Consider the following 14962-nt stretch of genomic DNA (forward strand, 5'->3'; position numbering starts at 1 on the left):
CGGCATCAGATCGGGGCAGCCGCCAAACACTCGTACGAGGGTTTCTTCGCCGAAACGGGAACCGGCCCCGTCCCCCTCCGTAAGCACAACCGGCCCACGGCGCTAAGCGGGCCGCTGAAGCACCAGCAGGCTCCGGTCCACCAGGGTCAGCCGGTCGCCCGCCGCCACCTTCGCCCCGCTGCCGGGCTCCACGCCCTCCGGCAGCGAGGTGTCCACGATCACCTGCCACTGCTTGCCGTGGTCGATGGGCACCGTGAAGTCCAGCGGCTCGTGGTGCGCGTTGAACATCAGCAGGAAGGAGTCGTCGGTGATCCGCTCCCCGCGCGGCCCCGGCTCGGAGATGGCGTTGCCGTTGAGGAAGACCGTTAGCGACTTGGCGTGGGCCGCCTGCCAGTCGCGCTGCCGCATCTCCTCGCCCTCGGCCGTGAACCAGGCGATGTCCGACAGCTCGTCGTGGGTGCCCTCCACCGGCCGCCCGTGGAAGAAGCGGCGCCGCCGGAAGACCGGGTGGTCGCGGCGCAGCCAGATCAGCGAGCGGGCGAAGCGCAGCAGCTCCAGGGCCGGCGCGTCCGCCTCGTTCGCCTGGTTTTTGGTGCCCGGCCATTGAACCCAGGACACCTCGCTGTCCTGGCAGTACGCGTTGTTGTTGCCGTGCTGGGTGCGCGCGAACTCGTCGCCGTGGCTGAGCATCGGCACGCCCTGGGAGAGCATCAGGGTGGCGATGAAGTTGCGCATCTGACGCTCGCGCAGCGCCCGCACCGCCGGGTCGTCGGACTCGCCCTCGACCCCGCAGTTCCAGGAGCGGTTGTAGCTCTCGCCGTCCCGGTTGCCCTCGCCGTTGGCCTCGTTGTGCTTCTTGTCGTACGAGACCAGGTCGCGCAGGGTGAAGCCGTCGTGGCAGGTGACGAAGTTGACGGAGGCCAGCGGCCGCCGCCCGTCGCCCTGGTAGAGGTCGGAGGAGCCGGTCAGCCGGGAGGCGAACTCGGCGAGCTTGCGCGGCTCGCCCCGCCACAGGTCGCGCACCGTATCGCGGAACTTGCCGTTCCATTCGGTCCACAGGGGCGGAAAGTTCCCCACCTGGTAGCCGCCCTCGCCGACGTCCCAGGGCTCGGCGATCAGCTTCACCTGGCTGACCACCGGGTCCTGCTGCACCAGGTCGAAGAACGAGGACAGCCGGTCCACCTCGTGGAACTGCCGGGCCAGCGTGGCCGCCAGATCGAAGCGGAAGCCGTCGACCCGCATCTCGCTCACCCAGTAGCGCAGCGAGTCCATGATCAGCTGAAGCACGTGCGGGCTGCGCATCAGCAGGGAGTTCCCGGTGCCGGTGGTGTCCATGTAGTAGCGCCGGTCGCTGCTCAGCCGGTAGTACGAGGCGTTGTCCAGGCCCCGGAAGGACAGCGTCGGCCCCAGGTGGTTGCCCTCGGCGGTGTGGTTGTAGACGACGTCGAGGATCACCTCGATGCCGGCCTGGTGGAGGGCGCGTACGGCCGACTTGAACTCCAGCACCTGCTGTCCCCGGTCGCCCCAGGAGGCGTACGCGTTGTGCGGGGCGAAGAACCCGATGGTGTTGTAGCCCCAGTAGTTCGACAGTCCCGCGTCGGCCAGCCGGTGGTCGTGCACGAACTGGTGCACCGGCATCAGTTCCAGCGTGGTGACGCCCAGCTCCGTCAGGTGCTCGATGATCGCGGGGTGCGCGAGCGCCGCGTAGGTCCCGCGCAGCTCGTCCGGCAGCCGGGGGTGGAGCATGGTGAGGCCCTTGACATGGGCCTCGTAGATCACGGTGCGGTGGTAGTCGGTGCGCGGCGGCCGGTCGTCGCCCCAGTCGAAGTACGGGTTGACGACGACCGAGGCCATGGTGTGCGGGGCCGAGTCGAGGTCGTTGCGCTTCTCGGGCCGCTGGAAGTGGTAGCCGTAGACCTCCTCGCCCCAGCGGACCTGCCCGCTGACCGCCTTGGCGTACGGGTCGAGCAGCAGCTTGGCGGAGTTGCACCGGTGGCCGCGCTCCGGCTGGTACGGGCCGTGGGCCCGGAACCCGTACCGCTGCCCGGGCATGATCCCCGGCAGATAGGCGTGGCGTACGAAGGCGTCGGTCTCGCGCAGCTCCACCGCGGTCTCCGAGCCGTCGTCGTGCAGTAGGCACAGCTCGATCCGCACGGCGGCCTCCGAGAAGACCGCGAAGTTGGTTCCGGCGCCGTCGTAGGTGGCGCCCAGGGGGTAAGCCTGTCCCGGCCAGACCTGCATGCGTCGACTCTTCCACTTCTTCCCGGGGGGCCGCGAGCACCCCTGGCACCGCACGAGAAGAAATCCTTGCCCAACTGGCGCCCTGGGGTAGCGGTTTCGCTCCAACTTCGCTGAAACGGAGGCAACCTACGGTCGGATCGGTTCGTCCTACCGGGTGACTCCGCACACCGGATCTCCCGGTATGCGGTCCCATGCGACCTGAGGGGTGTTTGGGGGAGAATGTGCGCAACATGATGCACCGCCACCTGGGAAAGGTGGTGGCAGGTGCGGCCATCGCGGTCACCGCCACCGCGGTGATGGTGGGGGTGACGCTGCCGAGCGACGCGTCCGGCCAGGAGAAGGGCGCGGCCGCGGGGCGCGAAGGCGGCCCGCAGGGCTCGACGGCCGAGCAGAGCCAGTCGGGGCGGCCGCAGCCCGCCGTCGTGGAGTCCGCCCCCGCCCAGGGGAAGAAGGGCACCGGCCGCGACCCGCTCACGGGCGACGAGATGAAGCGCGCCGAGCAGCTCGCGCTGACCCGTGGCTTCCGCGACAGCAGCGAGAACGTCACCGGCGGCAAGGGCCCACAGCAGCTGGCCACCGACCTCGCGGAGCTGTCTCCGGAGGAGGCGGCCGAGGCCGCTCCACCGCGCCGCGCCGAGGTCTCGTACTACGACTACAAGGGCGACAGCTACGTCACCAAGACCGTCGACCTCGACTCCGGCAAGGTCGTGGAGACCGACACCCAGCACGGCGTGCAGCCGCCGCCCACCCGCGACGAGGCACGCGAGGCCGCCCGCCTGCTGATCGCCGACAAGCTCGGCGACGGCCTCAAGCGGGACTACAAGGACGCCACCGGCAGGGCGCTGACCGGCCCCGACCAGCTGACGGTCACCGGCTTCGTCTACCGGGTCGACGAGGAGAACGCCGGGCCGGCCGCCCTCGCGGACTGCGGCACCCACCGCTGCATACGGCTGTTCACCAAGGTCGTCAACGGGCAGTGGATCGACACCCGGCAGATGGTCATCGACCTGAGCGCCCGCAGCGTCCACCGGCTGGGCTGACGCCCCCGGCGCGCTCCCTTTCGCACACCTTTACGTTCACCACAGGAGTTCCACCATGCCTGAAAGAAGGCTCCGCCGAGCCCGCGCGCGGGTCGCGGCGGCCCTCGGCGCCTCCGCGCTGATCGGGGTCACGGGCGTCGCGGCCGGTCCGGCCGGATCCGCCCAGGCCGCCCCCAAGGCGCCCGCCAAGGCCCCGGTCGCGGCCGCCGACTGCTCGGCCCCGTACCGGATCGAACAGAAGCTGGACGGCGGCACCACCTGGCGGATGTGCTGGCACTACGAGAGCAAGGCCGGGCTCGTGCTCGACGACGTCTCGTACCAGCCCAAGGGCGAGGCCGCCCCCATCAAGGTGCTGACCAGCGCCAAACTCGCCCAGATCCATGTGCCGTACGACGACGGCACCAATGAGTACGACGACCTCACCGGGCAGTCCTTCGCCCAGGGGCTCCAGCAGCTCGACCCGGCCGAGTGCCCCGGCGGCACCATCAAGACCGTCCGCGTCCCCGGCGCATGGGACCCGGACAACCCGGATGTGAAGGGTCTGTGCGCCACGACCCGCGCCCGCGGCCACGCCTACCGCATGGGCGGCGGCGGCCAGGACGGCAACAAGGTCTACCAGCTCCAGGGCAAGGACCTGCTCCTCTACACCGTCAACATGGTCGGCTGGTACGAGTACATCACCGAGTGGCGGTTCTCCGGCGACGGCACCATGACCATGCAGGTCGGCGCCACCGGCACGCTCTCCCCGGTCGACTACGACGCGGGCGACGGCCGCGGCTGGCCGATCGGCAAGGGCGCCAAGGACTACGCCACCAGCCACGCCCACAACGTCTTCTGGCGGCTGAACTTCGGCCTCGACGGCTCCCCGAAGAGCAGGATCGAGCAGTACGACTCCAAGACCACCACGGCCTCCGGACAGAATCCCAAGACCAAGACCACCCGCACCAAGGTCACCAAGGAGCTGGCCGGGGACGCGGCCGCGCAGCGCTGGTGGCGGATCGTGTCCGACACGGGCAAGAACAAGGACGGCCACCCGCGCAGCTACGAGATCGTGCCCGGCCACACCAGCAAGTTCCCCGGCCGTAGCTACACCAAGCACGACGTCTACTTCACCGAGTACAAGAAGTGTGAGCAGTTCGCCAGCCACAATCTGCGCAACTGCGGCGCCGGCGCGGGCAAGAGCGTCGACAAGTGGGTGAACGGCCAGACCCTCAAGCACCCCATCGTGTGGGTCAACATCGGCTTCCACCACATCGCCCGCGATGAGGACCAGGAGCCCATGCCGGTCCACTGGCAGGGCTTCCAGCTCGCCCCGCGAGACGTGACCGCTATGAATCCGCTCACGCCTTCTGCACTGTCCGATCACAACGGCAATACACAACAAGCAGGTTGACCGTAAGCTCGATCGATCGAGCTGCACCGCCCCCGTCCTCCGCAGTAGTCTGCGGTGATCGTTGGATGGGGGCGGAAGGCGGTGCGCAGGTGAGCTCGGGCGGGCTGGAGCTGCCCTCTGGGGACGCGGTTCCCGGGGGAGACAGCGCCACCGACACACCCCCCGGTGCGGTGTCCCTGGTACAGCCGGTGGAGATCGGAGCGGAACTGGACTGGGGCGCCGACGCCTGGGCCGAGGTGCGCACCCGCGCACGCCGGGCCGGGCGGGCCTACATCTGGCTGAACCTCGTCGAGCAGCGGCTGCGCGCGGTCGTGGCCGCGGTGCTCCGCCCCATCTACGAGCCGGTGCACAGCGACGACTGGGTCGTCGCCGCGGCCGGGCCGGCCGGGCAGGAGTGGGTGCAGCGCGCGGTCGCCGTGCGGGAGGTGAGCCGCCGCAAGGGCTATCTGCTGGACCCGGCGGACGACAACGTCCTCAGCTTCCTCACCCTGCCGCAGCTGCGCGAACTCCTCGTCCAGCACTGGCCGTGCTTCGAGCCGTACCTGGACGACCGGCGCGAGGTGGAGCTGGCCCTGGACGAGCTGGAGGTGGCCCGTAACGTCGTCTCCCGCAACCGCGCCCTGTCCGAGACCGTGCTGGCCCAGGCCGAGCGCGCCTCCGCCCGGCTCCTGGACATCCTCGGCAGCGGCACCGGCACCCCCTCCGCCGACCGGCTGCCCATCGACGCCGTCGAGGACCTGGTGGGGGACCGGTACGCGGATGTCGTCGGGGTCCACTCCGACCGGGTGCGGCTCCAGCGGCAACTGCCCGTCGAGGACCTCTTCGGCAACGCCCGCCGCCTCGACGCCGTCGGCATCGGGCTCAACCTCCTGGTCCAGAACTACTCCGGCCGCCGGATGGTCCGGCTGGCCGAATCCGGCTGCCGGGCCCGGCTGCTGTTCCTCAACCCGGCCAGCAGCGCGGTGCGGCGGCGCGAGCGCGAGCTGGGGCTGAAGAAGGGCGAGATGAGCCGGTCGGTGGAGATGAACATCCTCCACATGCGGCGGGTGCGGGCCCGGCTGCGCGACCCCGGCGCGTTCGAGATCCATGTCTTCGACGAGACCCCCCGCTTCACCGCCTACCTGGTCAACGGGGACGGCGCGGACGGCCTGGCCGTCGTCCAGTCGTATCTGCGCAAGGCCCGGGGCATCGAGGCCCCGGTGCTGGTGCTGCGCGGTGGCGGGCGCGGCCATGACGTGCTGCGGGACGGGCACGACATGAACCGGGACGGCGAGAACGGGCTCTTCGGCACCTACCGCGAGGAGTTCGAGAGCGTGTGGGCGGACTCCCGGCCGGTGTCCTGAGCAGCGTTGTCAGTGGCTGCCGCTAGCCTCCCGGCATGCCGGATGCCTACACCATGCTGTGGACCAACGACCTGTGCGCGTACCTCAAGAAGGAGGGGTACCAGGGCGAGCGCCTGGTGATCCTCTTCGGCGGGCCGTTCCAGTCGATGCCCAGCTTTGTACGCGCCGGCGTCAAGGAAGGCGACCACATCTACCCCGTGCGCGCCTTCCGCAAGCGGCTGTGGGCGCTGGGCCGCATGGAGGTCGGCCGGATCCTTCCGTACGACACGGTCGGCGAGCTCACCACCGACGAGGACTACGCCCGGGTGCTGCGCTGGCGGGCGCTGAAGGCCGGGGGCGGGGTGAGTGAGGTGCTGCTCGGCCCGCCCGGCTCACCCCTGCGGTTCGACCGGGCGGTGCCGCCCGGCCTCCTGGCCTCCTTGACCTACCGCTCCCGGCGGGGCGAGCGCCGCATCAAGCACGTCGAAGAGGGCGAGCTGAAGCGCTCCCACAGCGTGCGGGGCATCTATCGGCTGGCCCCCGCGTCGGCGGCGGCCATGGCCGCGCTGGTGGCCGGCTGAGCCGGGCCGCCGGTACGGGCCCGGCCGGTGCGGGCCGCCCAGCGGCCGTCGGTGCGGGTGATGCGCACCGGATGGCCGAAACAGTCGCTGATCCGCTCCGTGGTGACCACCTCGTCGGCCGCCCCGGAGGCCAGGGCGCGCCCCTGGCGCAGCAGCAGCGCGTGCGTGGTGCTCGCGGGCAGCTCCTCCAGATGGTGCGTCACCAGCACCGTGGCCAGCCGCGGATGGTCGCCCCGCAGCGCGTCCAGGCTGTCCAGCAGCTGCTCGCGCGCCGCCAGGTCAAGACCGGTGGCCGGCTCGTCGAGCAGCAGCAGGCGCGGGCGGGGCATCAGCGCGCGGGCGATCAGCACCCGGCCGCGCTCGCCCTGGGAGAGGGTGGGCCACAGGGCGTCGCGCCGGGCGCCCATCCCCAGCGTGTCGAGCAGCCGCTCGGCCTGCTCCAGCCGGGCGGGCTCGGGCCGCCGGCGCGGCACGGTCTCGACGGTGTTGGTCAGCCCGGTCAGCACCACGTCCCGCACCCGCAGCGGGGAGCGCAGCGGATGGCGCGGGTCGACATGGCCGACGAGGGTGCGCAGCTCCCGCAGATCCACCCGGCCCAGCGTGTGCCCCAGGACCTGCACCGTGCCCCGGGTGGGGTGCGTCAGCGCGCCCAGCAGCCCGAGCAGGGTGCTCTTGCCCGCGCCGTTGGCGCCGAGCAGCGCCCAGTGCTCGCCCTCGCGCACGGTCAGCGAGACCGACCGCAGCAGATACCGGCCGTCGCGGACCACGTCCACGTCCTCGGCCCGCAGCACGGCGGAGCGGGTCATCGCACCTCCTCCTCGACCAGGGCCATGACGGACGCCAGATGGGCGGCGGTGGCCGCGACCGCAGCCGCGGCGTCGCCGCGCGCCAGGGCGTCCAGCAGCTCCGCGTGGGCGTGGGACAGGTCGGGCAGCCGGGTCTCGTACGTCACCATCTCCACCAGCGCCTCGCGCAGCACCGGCAGTACGGAGGTGAACAGGCCGAGCAGCACGGCGTTGCCCGACAGCTCCACGACCGTCCGGTGGAACTCCAGATCGGCGTCCACGAAGGCGGCGGGCCCGGCCCCGGCGGACTCCTGCCGCCGCTTCAGATCCGCCGCGAGCCGGGCGACGTCCTCGGGGCGCGTGCGGCGCGCGGCCAGCCGGGCGGCCTCCACCTCCAGGGCCCTGCGGACCTCGTAGACCTCCAGCAGCCGGGCGCGGCGCAGCAGCTGGGGCAGATCCGGCTCCCCGGCCGCCCCGGCCTGCTCGGGTGCGGCCTGCTCGGGCGCGGTCGGGGCGGCGAAGGTGCCCGAGCCGTGGCGTACGTCCAGCAGGCCGTCCCGGGCCAGCAGCCGTACGGCCTCCCGCACCGAGGACCGGCCGACGCCCAGCTCCGCCGCCAGCATCACCTCGTTGGGCAGCCGCTCGCCCGGCCCCCAGCGTCCCTCGCGCAGCATGTCGCGCAGCGCGCCCTCGACCTGCGGTACAACGCGCCCGTGCCGCAGCCGGGTCGGCTCCGCCGCCACGCCCCCACCTCTCCTGATCATGTTCCGGGGACCCTAGCACGAGTCCTCAGACGTCTGAGGACTCGATGCGTTGTCAGTGGTGCGTGGGAGGGTGGTTCACACCAGGGGGAAAGTACGAAGGAGGGCCGGTATGGGCTGGCACCGAGAGCTGCTGATCGGATTCGATCTGGAGACCACGGGCACGGACCCGGGGGAGTCCCGGATCGTGACGGCGGCCGTGGTCGAGGTGAGGGGCGGGGAGCCGGTCGGGCGGCGCGAATGGCTGGCCGATCCGGGCGTGCCCATTCCCGACGACGCCGTCGCCGTGCACGGCATCACCACCGAGCGGGCGGCGGCCGAGGGGCGCCCCGCGCGCGAGGTGGCCGACGAGATAGCGGAGGCGCTGGTCGCCCACTGGCGGGCGGGAGCGCCGGTGGTGGCGTACAACGCGGCATTCGATCTGAGCCTGCTCGCCGCCGAGTTGCGGCGCCATGGGCTGCCCTCGCTGGGCGAGCGGCTGGGCGGCGCCGAGACCGGCCCGGTCGTGGACCCGTACACGATAGACCGGGCCGTCGACCGCTATCGCAAGGGAAAGCGCACGCTGGAGGCGGTGTGCGGGGAGTACGGGGTGGTCCATGAGCACGCCCATGAGGCGGGGGCGGACGCACTGGCGGCGGTCCGCGTCGCGTACGCGGTCGCGGAGCGGCACGGCCAGGTGGCGGGTCTTGACCTGTGGGATCTGCACCGCAAGCAGGTCGTCTGGTACGCCCGATGGGCGGCCGACTTCCAGGCATGGCTGCGCCGCAAGGGCACGGCGGACGCGGTGGTCGACGGCAGCTGGCCGCTCCACGAGGCCGAGGCGGTGGCGGTGGCGGGCTGACCGGCCGCCGCGCTCAGAACGCGTACCAGCGGACCGTGGGGTCGCCGTCCCGCAGGGAGGCCACGCGGCGGCCGAACTCCGCGAGTGCCGCCGGATTGCCCGGCGCGTGCTGGGCGACCCAGGCGCAGCTCGCGATCTCCCGCGCGCCCCGCAGCACCGCGCAGCCGTCCCACTCCCGTACGTCCCAGCCGTAGGCCGCCACGAACTCGTCGTACGCGGCCGGGCCGAGCCCGTAGCGGTCCCGGGTCAGGGCCATGACGACGAGGTCGTGTTCGCGCAGGTCGTACGAGAAGGTCTCCAGGTCCACCAGCACCGGGCCGGCTGGGCCGATGTGCACATTGCGCGGCAGCGCGTCGCCGTGCACCGGGCCGGGCGGCAGATGTGGGGTCAGCTCCGCGGCGGCCGCCGCGGCGTCGTCCCGGCGGGCGCGCAGATACGCCGCGTCCGCCGGGTCGATCGCGTCCCCGGCCAGCCGCAACCAGCGCTCCACGCCGCCCAGCAGATCACGGCCGGGCAGGGCGAAGGGCGGCTCGGGCAGGGCGTGCACCAGCAGAAGCAGCTCGGCGAGGTCGCGGGGGCCGGCGGGGCGTACGGACTCGGGGAGCTGCTGCCAGTAGGTGACGAGGTGGCCCCCGAAGGGGAGGGGCTGCTCCGGGCCGTAGCGGCGGTCCGGCCGCACCGCGGGCAGGCCCTCGCGCGCCAGCCAGTCGGCGACCTGGAGCTCCCGGGCGGCCCGGTCCCACACCTCCAGGTCGCGGCTGATCCGCACCACGAGGGACAGGCTGTCGACGGCGAAGACGGCGTTCTCGCCGAGCGCCAGCAGCCGGGCCTCGGCGGTGCCCGCCCGGTACGGCGGCAGCGCGGCGCCGAGCACGGCGCGCGCCCGCGCCTCGGTCAGCGTCGTGGTGCCCATGCCGTGCCTCCCAGACGTGTTCGCGGTGGGGTTCTTGCCCCCACCCGCCCCTTCCCGCGACGGGGGCAAGCCCCCGGCCCCCGGCCCCCGGACGCCCGGGCGGTCCCATCACGCTGCCCGGCGCGGCGCGCTCCAGGCTACGGGGCCGGGCGGGCATCTCCGGGCCGGGGCGGCCCTGCGCCTCGGGGGCACGCCACGGAGCGTCCGGGGTCGGGGGCGGAGCCCCAATGGGGGCCGGGGCAGGGCCCCAGCGGGGCGGGGGCAGGGCCCAGCGGGGGTTGGGGCGGAGCCCCAATGGGGGCCGGGGCGGAGCCCCGGATCGGGAAGGGGCGGGGTGGGGAAACAACCCCGCCGCCCAACTCCCTTACCCCTCACCTTGATCCAAACGCTTGACTGCGCCGCGCCCCCTCCGCACGATGACGTGGGCCTCCGCACCGGGCGCCCCAGTTCAGCCGTACCGCCGCGCCCGAAGGAGTCCCTCGCCGTGACATCAATGGCCGCAATGGCGCGGCCGGGCAACAGAACACCGGACGGGAGGCGGGGCCACGGCGCGTGGTTCCTGGTCCTGCCCGCCCTCATACCGATCCTCGTCCTCAGCGTCGGCCCCCTCCTCTACGGGATCGCGCTGGCCTTCACCGACTCCCAGTCGGGCCGCACCCGGCCCACCCAGTGGATCGGCCTGCTCAACTTCCAGGACCTGCTCCAGGACCGGCTCTTCTGGGAGTCGTTCGGCATCGGGCTGCAATGGGCGGTCGGGGTGACGGTCCCGCAGTTCCTGCTGGCGCTCGGACTGGCGCTGCTGCTCAACCAGAACCTCCGCTTCCGCTGGCTGGCGCGCGCCCTCGCGATCGTCCCGTGGGCCATGCCGGAGATCGTCGTCGGCATCATGTGGCGGCTGGTCTACCACCCCGACGCGGGTGTCCTCAACGAGGCGCTGGGCACCGACAAGAACTGGCTGGGCGACCCCGCCACCGCCCTGCCCGCCGTCATCGTGGTCGGCGTCTGGGCGGGCATGCCGCAGGTGACGGTCGCGCTGCTGGCCGGCCTGGCCAATGTGCCGCGCGAGCTGCACGAGGCCGCGGCGGTGGACGGGGCCGGGGCCTGGCGCCGCTTCCGCACCGTCACCTGGCCCGCCATCAGGCCGATAGCCCTGGCCATCAGCGCGCTGAGCTTCATCTGGAACCTCAACTCCTTCGCGCTGGTCTACGTCCTGACCAACGGCGGCCCCGGGGGCCGCACCCGGCTGCCCATGCTCTTCGCGTACGAAGAGGCTTTCCGCTACGGCCAGTTCGGCTACGCGGCGGCGATGGGTTGTGTGCTGGTCGCGGTCGTCTCCGTGCTGCTCGCCGTGTATCTGGCCGGGCGGCTGAAGGGAGAAGACCGGTGAAGCGGCAAACGGCCGCCAAGCGCACGGCCCGCGCCGGCCAGTACCTCGCGCTGCTGTGCTACCTCGGCTTCCTCGTCCTGCCCCTCCTGTGGCTGATGTCCACCGCCTTCAAGCCGCCCCGCGAGCTGGCCACCCTCGACCCCGGCTGGATCCCCGACCGCCCCACCCTGGACAACTTCCGCCAGGCGTTCGACGAGCAGCCGCTGCTCCAGGCCGCGGCCAACAGCCTGGTCGCCGCCGCCTGCGCCGCCGTGTTCGCCGTCGTCGTCGCGACCCCGATGGCGTATGTGATGGCCCGCCACCGGTCCGCGCTGTCCCGCGCGGCCACCGGCTGGGTCGTGGTCAGCCAGGCGTTTCCGGTGGTGCTGGTGATCATCCCGCTGTTTCTGGTCCTCAAGAACCTCCGCCTGATCGACTCCCTCGCGGGCCTGGTGGCGGTCTACGTGGTGTGGGCGCTGCCGTTCGCGCTGTGGATGCTCACCGGGTACGTCCGCGCCGTGCCGCGCGAGCTGGAGGAGGCCGCGGCCGTGGACGGCGCGGGCCGGGCGCGGATCCTGGTCTCGGTGACCGCCCCGCTGCTCGCCCCGGGGATCGTGGCCACGGCCCTGTTCGCCTTCATCACGTCCTGGAACGAGTTCTTCTTCGCCCTGGTCCTGCTCAAGTCGCCGGAGAAGCAGACCATGCCGGTCATCCTCACCCACTTCATCGGCGCGGAGGGTGTGGCCGACCTCGGCCCGCTCGCCGCGGCCGCGCTGCTCGCCACGATCCCCTCCCTCGTCCTCTTCGCCGTCATCCAGCGGCGGATCACGGGCGGGGTGCTGGCCGGGGCGGTGAAGCACTGATGCGCCGCAGGCACTTCCTCGCCGGGGCGCTGGCCGCGCCCGCCTCCGCCGCTCTGCTGCCGGCCTGTTCTGCGGGCCGCCGCCGCTCCGCCGACGGCACGGTCACCCTCCGCTTCCAGTCGCTGGCCTGGCAGCAGGAGTCCGTGGCCGCGAACAAGCAACTGGTCGCGGAGTGGAACGAGGCCCATCCGAAGATCCGGGTCGAGTACGTCCAGGGCAGCTGGACCGGCGTCCACGATCAGCTGCTGACCGCCTTCGAGGGCGGCGATCCGCCCGACATCATCCACGACGCCACCGACGACCTCGCGGACTTCGCGTACGGGGGCTCGCTTGCCGACCTCACCGATCTGCTGCCCCGGCGCCTCAGGGAGGACATCCCGCCCGAGAGCTGGCGCACCGCGACGTTCGGTGACGGCGTCTTCGGCGTGCCGTTCCTCCAGGAGCCGCGGGTGATCATGGCGAACCGGGCCCTGCTGGAGGCGGCGCGGGTGCGGGTCCCGACCGCCCGGGACCCCTGGAGCTGGGAGGAGTTCGAGGAGGCCGCGAAGCGGCTGACGCGCAAGGGCACCTACGGCGTGGCCTGGCCGCTCAAGGAGCCCGTCTCCGCGACCCTCAACCTGTCCCTGTCCACCGGCGGCCAGGTCTTCCACCGGGGCGCGGACGACAAGGTCACCATCCGCTTCGACGCCGCCGACCAGGCCGTCCCCGCCGTCATCCACCGGCAGCTGGGCGCCGACGGCACGGGCGCCCGGGCCACCTTGAGCATGGGCGGCTCGGACACCCTGCCCGGCTTCTTCGGCGGCAAGTACGCGATGGTGCCGCTCGGCTTCTCGTACCGCCAGCAGATCGTGCAGCAGGCGCCCGAGGGCTTCGAGTGGACCGTCCTCCCGGCGCCCGCCGGGCCCGGGGGAGAGCAGCGGCAGGGCGTCAGCCCGCAGACGCTGTCCATCGCGCAGGACAGCCCGTACAAGGAGGAGGCGGCCCGCTTCATCGACTTCTTCCTCCGGCCGCGCAACATGGTGCGGCTGGCGCGCGGCGACTGGCTGCTGCCGACGGGCACGCGCGCCCTGGCCGACCCCGCGCTGCGCACCCGCGAGCACGGCTGGGCGACCGGCGCGGCCCTGGCGAGCGCGCTGCGCCCGGCGCCCGCCCAGGCGGTCCGGGGCTATCCGGAGTGGAAGGACAAGATCGCGACACCGGGGCTTCAGGAGTACTACGGCGGCGAGATCGGGATGGAGGAGCTGAGGGACAGGCTGGTGAAGGACGGAAACCTGGTGCTCGCCCGCTACCAGCGATAGCGATCGCGACCGGCGCGGCGGACAGCACCAGGTTCAAGTTGCACGAGACGTATCGTCTCGCTTAATGTCACGGCCGTGGCCGAACCCTTCGACGCCCTGCTGTGCCCGCTGTGCGGCGACGGCCTCCGTCCCTCCGCCGGGTCGCTCGGCTGTCCCCGCGGCCACGCCTTCGACATCGCCCGCCAGGGATACGCCAGCCTGCTCGTGGGCGGCGCCTCCACCGCGAGCGCCGACACCGCGGCCATGGTCCGGGCCCGGGCGGCGTTCCTCGGGGCCGGGCACTACGCGGGTCTCGCGGGCGCCCTCGCGCGGCTCGCCGCGCCGCTGTGCCCGCCCGGCTCCACCGTGCTGGACGCCGGGGCGGGCACCGGCTACTACCTGTCCGCCGTGCTGGACACCGCCCCCGGCGCGGTCGGCCTGGCGCTGGACACCTCCAAGCACGCGCTGCGCCGGGCCGGGCGGGCCCACCCCCGCGCGGGCGCCGCCCGCTGGGACCTGCGGCGGCCGCTGCCCGTCCGGACCGGCTCGGTCGACGTGCTGCTCAATGTGTTCGCGCCGCGCAACGGCGGTGAGTTCCGCCGCGTGCTGCGGCCCGGCGGTGCGCTCCTGGTGGTCACCCCCACGGAGCGGCATCTCGCCGAACTCCGGCCCTCCATGGGCCTGTTGTCGGTCGACGCGGCCAAGGACGACCGGCTGCGCCGCACGCTGGACGGCCGCTTCCGGCTGGAGCGCACCGCGTCCTGTGACCGTACGGTCGCACTGACCACCGAGGACGCGGAGAACGCGGTCTCCATGGGGCCCTCCGCCTACCACCTCGACGAGGCCGAAGTGCGCCGCCGGGCCGCCCGTCTGCCCGCCCCGCTGCGGGTGACCACGTCCTTCCGGCTGGCGGTCTACCGGCCGGCCTGACGGACCGCGGCTTCCGACGGCAGGTCGGCGGCGGCCGTGAGTGAGTGAAGGCAGTAGGTGGCGAGTTCCCGGGGGGCGATGTCGTCCCGGAGTGCTTGGGCGGCCGCGGCTTGCGCGATCACATCTTCGAAGAGCCGGCTGAGGTCGCGCTGTGCCTGGACGATCGCTTCGCCGCGGTGGAGCAGCGCCGAGAGTTCCTCGGTGCCCTGGCCGCGTCGGCGGTAGGAGATGAGCGCGTAGCGCTCAAGGACCGCCCGAACCCGTTCGCCGGGGTCGGGGAGGCTGTCGCGGAGTTGGCGAAGCCGCGGCGCATCCTGGACGGCATCGCCGCACGCATCGAGAAGATCGGCAGACGTGACAATCTGCACGTGACCTGGCATCGTCCCGGCGCCGCCGACGCCGCCCCCGGCGTGGCGGGCGGGCCACCCGCCGCACGGTCGCCGCTCCGCGCCCACGGCGGGGCGATCGCCTTGTCCGCCGTCGCCCTGCTGGTCCTGGCCGTGCACCTCGCGGCCGGCCGCACCCTGGTGGACTCCTCCTGGTCGAGCTGGGCGCTCGTCACCGTCCTCGGCATTGTCGCGGTCAAGGCCACTGTCATCACGGCCGTGGTCATCCGCCGCCGCAAGGCCGCCAGGGCACACCCCTGACA

At 72.7% G+C, this 14962-nt stretch carries 15 protein-coding genes; 10 read left to right on the top strand and 5 right to left on the bottom strand.

From position 1 onward, the window contains the following. Nucleotides 1–102: 102 nt before the first annotated feature. Nucleotides 103–2241 carry a glycogen debranching protein GlgX gene (gene glgX / locus ACZ4WQ_RS22390; protein ID WP_385347605.1) on the bottom strand — a complete coding sequence of 713 codons (2139 nt, stop codon included), beginning with the start codon at nucleotides 2239–2241 and terminating at the stop codon, nucleotides 103–105. 233 nt (nucleotides 2242–2474) lie between these two features. Between glgX and ACZ4WQ_RS22395 the strand changes: the two genes are divergently transcribed. The 4 genes from ACZ4WQ_RS22395 to ACZ4WQ_RS22410 all read left to right on the top strand — a co-directional run bounded on the left by ACZ4WQ_RS22395 (nucleotide 2475) and on the right by ACZ4WQ_RS22410 (nucleotide 6577). Beyond that, nucleotides 2475–3281, top strand: coding sequence for a Tat pathway signal sequence domain protein (locus tag ACZ4WQ_RS22395; RefSeq protein WP_385347663.1), 807 nt, complete (start codon nucleotides 2475–2477; stop codon nucleotides 3279–3281). 55 nt (nucleotides 3282–3336) lie between these two features. After that, nucleotides 3337–4674 (top strand): copper amine oxidase, encoded by a 1338-nt coding sequence (locus ACZ4WQ_RS22400; RefSeq protein WP_311723583.1) that lies wholly within the window; start codon nucleotides 3337–3339, stop codon nucleotides 4672–4674. Between the two features lie 65 nt (nucleotides 4675–4739). Next, nucleotides 4740–6017, top strand: a complete 1278-nt coding sequence (locus ACZ4WQ_RS22405; protein WP_311723582.1) for an SAV2148 family HEPN domain-containing protein — start codon at nucleotides 4740–4742, stop codon at nucleotides 6015–6017. Between the two features lie 35 nt (nucleotides 6018–6052). Then, nucleotides 6053–6577, top strand: coding sequence for a hypothetical protein (locus ACZ4WQ_RS22410; protein WP_358846137.1), 525 nt, complete (start codon nucleotides 6053–6055; stop codon nucleotides 6575–6577). On the opposite strand, the gene ACZ4WQ_RS22415 is transcribed toward ACZ4WQ_RS22410, so the two are convergent. Both ACZ4WQ_RS22415 and ACZ4WQ_RS22420 read right to left on the bottom strand, forming a co-directional pair. After that, nucleotides 6523–7383 (bottom strand): ABC transporter ATP-binding protein, encoded by an 861-nt coding sequence (locus ACZ4WQ_RS22415; protein ID WP_311723579.1) that lies wholly within the window; start codon nucleotides 7381–7383, stop codon nucleotides 6523–6525. The two genes, ACZ4WQ_RS22410 and ACZ4WQ_RS22415, sit on opposite strands and share 55 nt — an antisense overlap. Continuing rightward, nucleotides 7380–8105 carry a FadR/GntR family transcriptional regulator gene (locus ACZ4WQ_RS22420; RefSeq protein ID WP_398373762.1) on the bottom strand — a complete coding sequence of 242 codons (726 nt, stop codon included), beginning with the start codon at nucleotides 8103–8105 and terminating at the stop codon, nucleotides 7380–7382. Before ACZ4WQ_RS22420 ends, ACZ4WQ_RS22415 begins: the two co-directional genes overlap by 4 nt. Nucleotides 8106–8235: 130 nt before the next feature. Between ACZ4WQ_RS22420 and ACZ4WQ_RS22425 the strand changes: the two genes are divergently transcribed. Next, entirely contained in the window at nucleotides 8236–8964 is a 729-nt protein-coding gene (locus ACZ4WQ_RS22425) for a 3'-5' exonuclease (RefSeq protein ID WP_311723576.1), read from the top strand. Nucleotides 8965–8977: 13 nt separating this feature from the next. On the opposite strand, the gene ACZ4WQ_RS22430 is transcribed toward ACZ4WQ_RS22425, so the two are convergent. Next, the gene (locus tag ACZ4WQ_RS22430; RefSeq protein WP_398373763.1) at nucleotides 8978–9877 is read right to left on the bottom strand and encodes an aminoglycoside phosphotransferase family protein; all 900 of its coding nucleotides are present in this window, start codon (nucleotides 9875–9877) and stop codon (nucleotides 8978–8980) included. A gap of 493 nt (nucleotides 9878–10370) precedes the next feature. Here ACZ4WQ_RS22430 and ACZ4WQ_RS22435 point away from each other — a divergent pair, with 493 nt between their 5' ends. The 4 genes from ACZ4WQ_RS22435 to ACZ4WQ_RS22450 all read left to right on the top strand — a co-directional run bounded on the left by ACZ4WQ_RS22435 (nucleotide 10371) and on the right by ACZ4WQ_RS22450 (nucleotide 14313). After that, complete coding sequence (locus ACZ4WQ_RS22435) at nucleotides 10371–11264, top strand: carbohydrate ABC transporter permease (RefSeq protein WP_358846180.1); 894 nt, start codon at nucleotides 10371–10373, stop codon at nucleotides 11262–11264. Beyond that, nucleotides 11261–12106 carry a carbohydrate ABC transporter permease gene (locus ACZ4WQ_RS22440; protein WP_311723574.1) on the top strand — a complete coding sequence of 282 codons (846 nt, stop codon included), beginning with the start codon at nucleotides 11261–11263 and terminating at the stop codon, nucleotides 12104–12106. The genes ACZ4WQ_RS22435 and ACZ4WQ_RS22440 overlap by 4 nt, the downstream gene beginning before the upstream one ends. Continuing rightward, nucleotides 12106–13404, top strand: a complete 1299-nt coding sequence (locus tag ACZ4WQ_RS22445) for an ABC transporter substrate-binding protein (RefSeq protein WP_398373764.1) — start codon at nucleotides 12106–12108, stop codon at nucleotides 13402–13404. The genes ACZ4WQ_RS22440 and ACZ4WQ_RS22445 overlap by 1 nt, the downstream gene beginning before the upstream one ends. 75 nt (nucleotides 13405–13479) lie before the next feature. Then, complete coding sequence (locus tag ACZ4WQ_RS22450) at nucleotides 13480–14313, top strand: putative RNA methyltransferase (RefSeq protein ID WP_311723572.1); 834 nt, start codon at nucleotides 13480–13482, stop codon at nucleotides 14311–14313. Here the strand turns inward: ACZ4WQ_RS22450 and ACZ4WQ_RS22455 are convergent. Further along, a complete protein-coding gene (locus tag ACZ4WQ_RS22455) occupies nucleotides 14298–14681 on the bottom strand; it encodes a hypothetical protein (RefSeq protein ID WP_385347584.1) in 384 nt (127 codons plus the stop codon). The two genes, ACZ4WQ_RS22450 and ACZ4WQ_RS22455, sit on opposite strands and share 16 nt — an antisense overlap. Here ACZ4WQ_RS22455 and ACZ4WQ_RS22460 point away from each other — a divergent pair, their 5' ends adjacent. Continuing rightward, the gene (locus tag ACZ4WQ_RS22460) at nucleotides 14682–14960 is read left to right on the top strand and encodes a hypothetical protein (RefSeq protein ID WP_398373765.1); all 279 of its coding nucleotides are present in this window, start codon (nucleotides 14682–14684) and stop codon (nucleotides 14958–14960) included. It begins immediately after the preceding gene. Nucleotides 14961–14962 lie beyond the last annotated feature (2 nt).

The sequence above is a fragment of the Streptomyces sp. NPDC028305 genome, assembly GCF_055569495.1.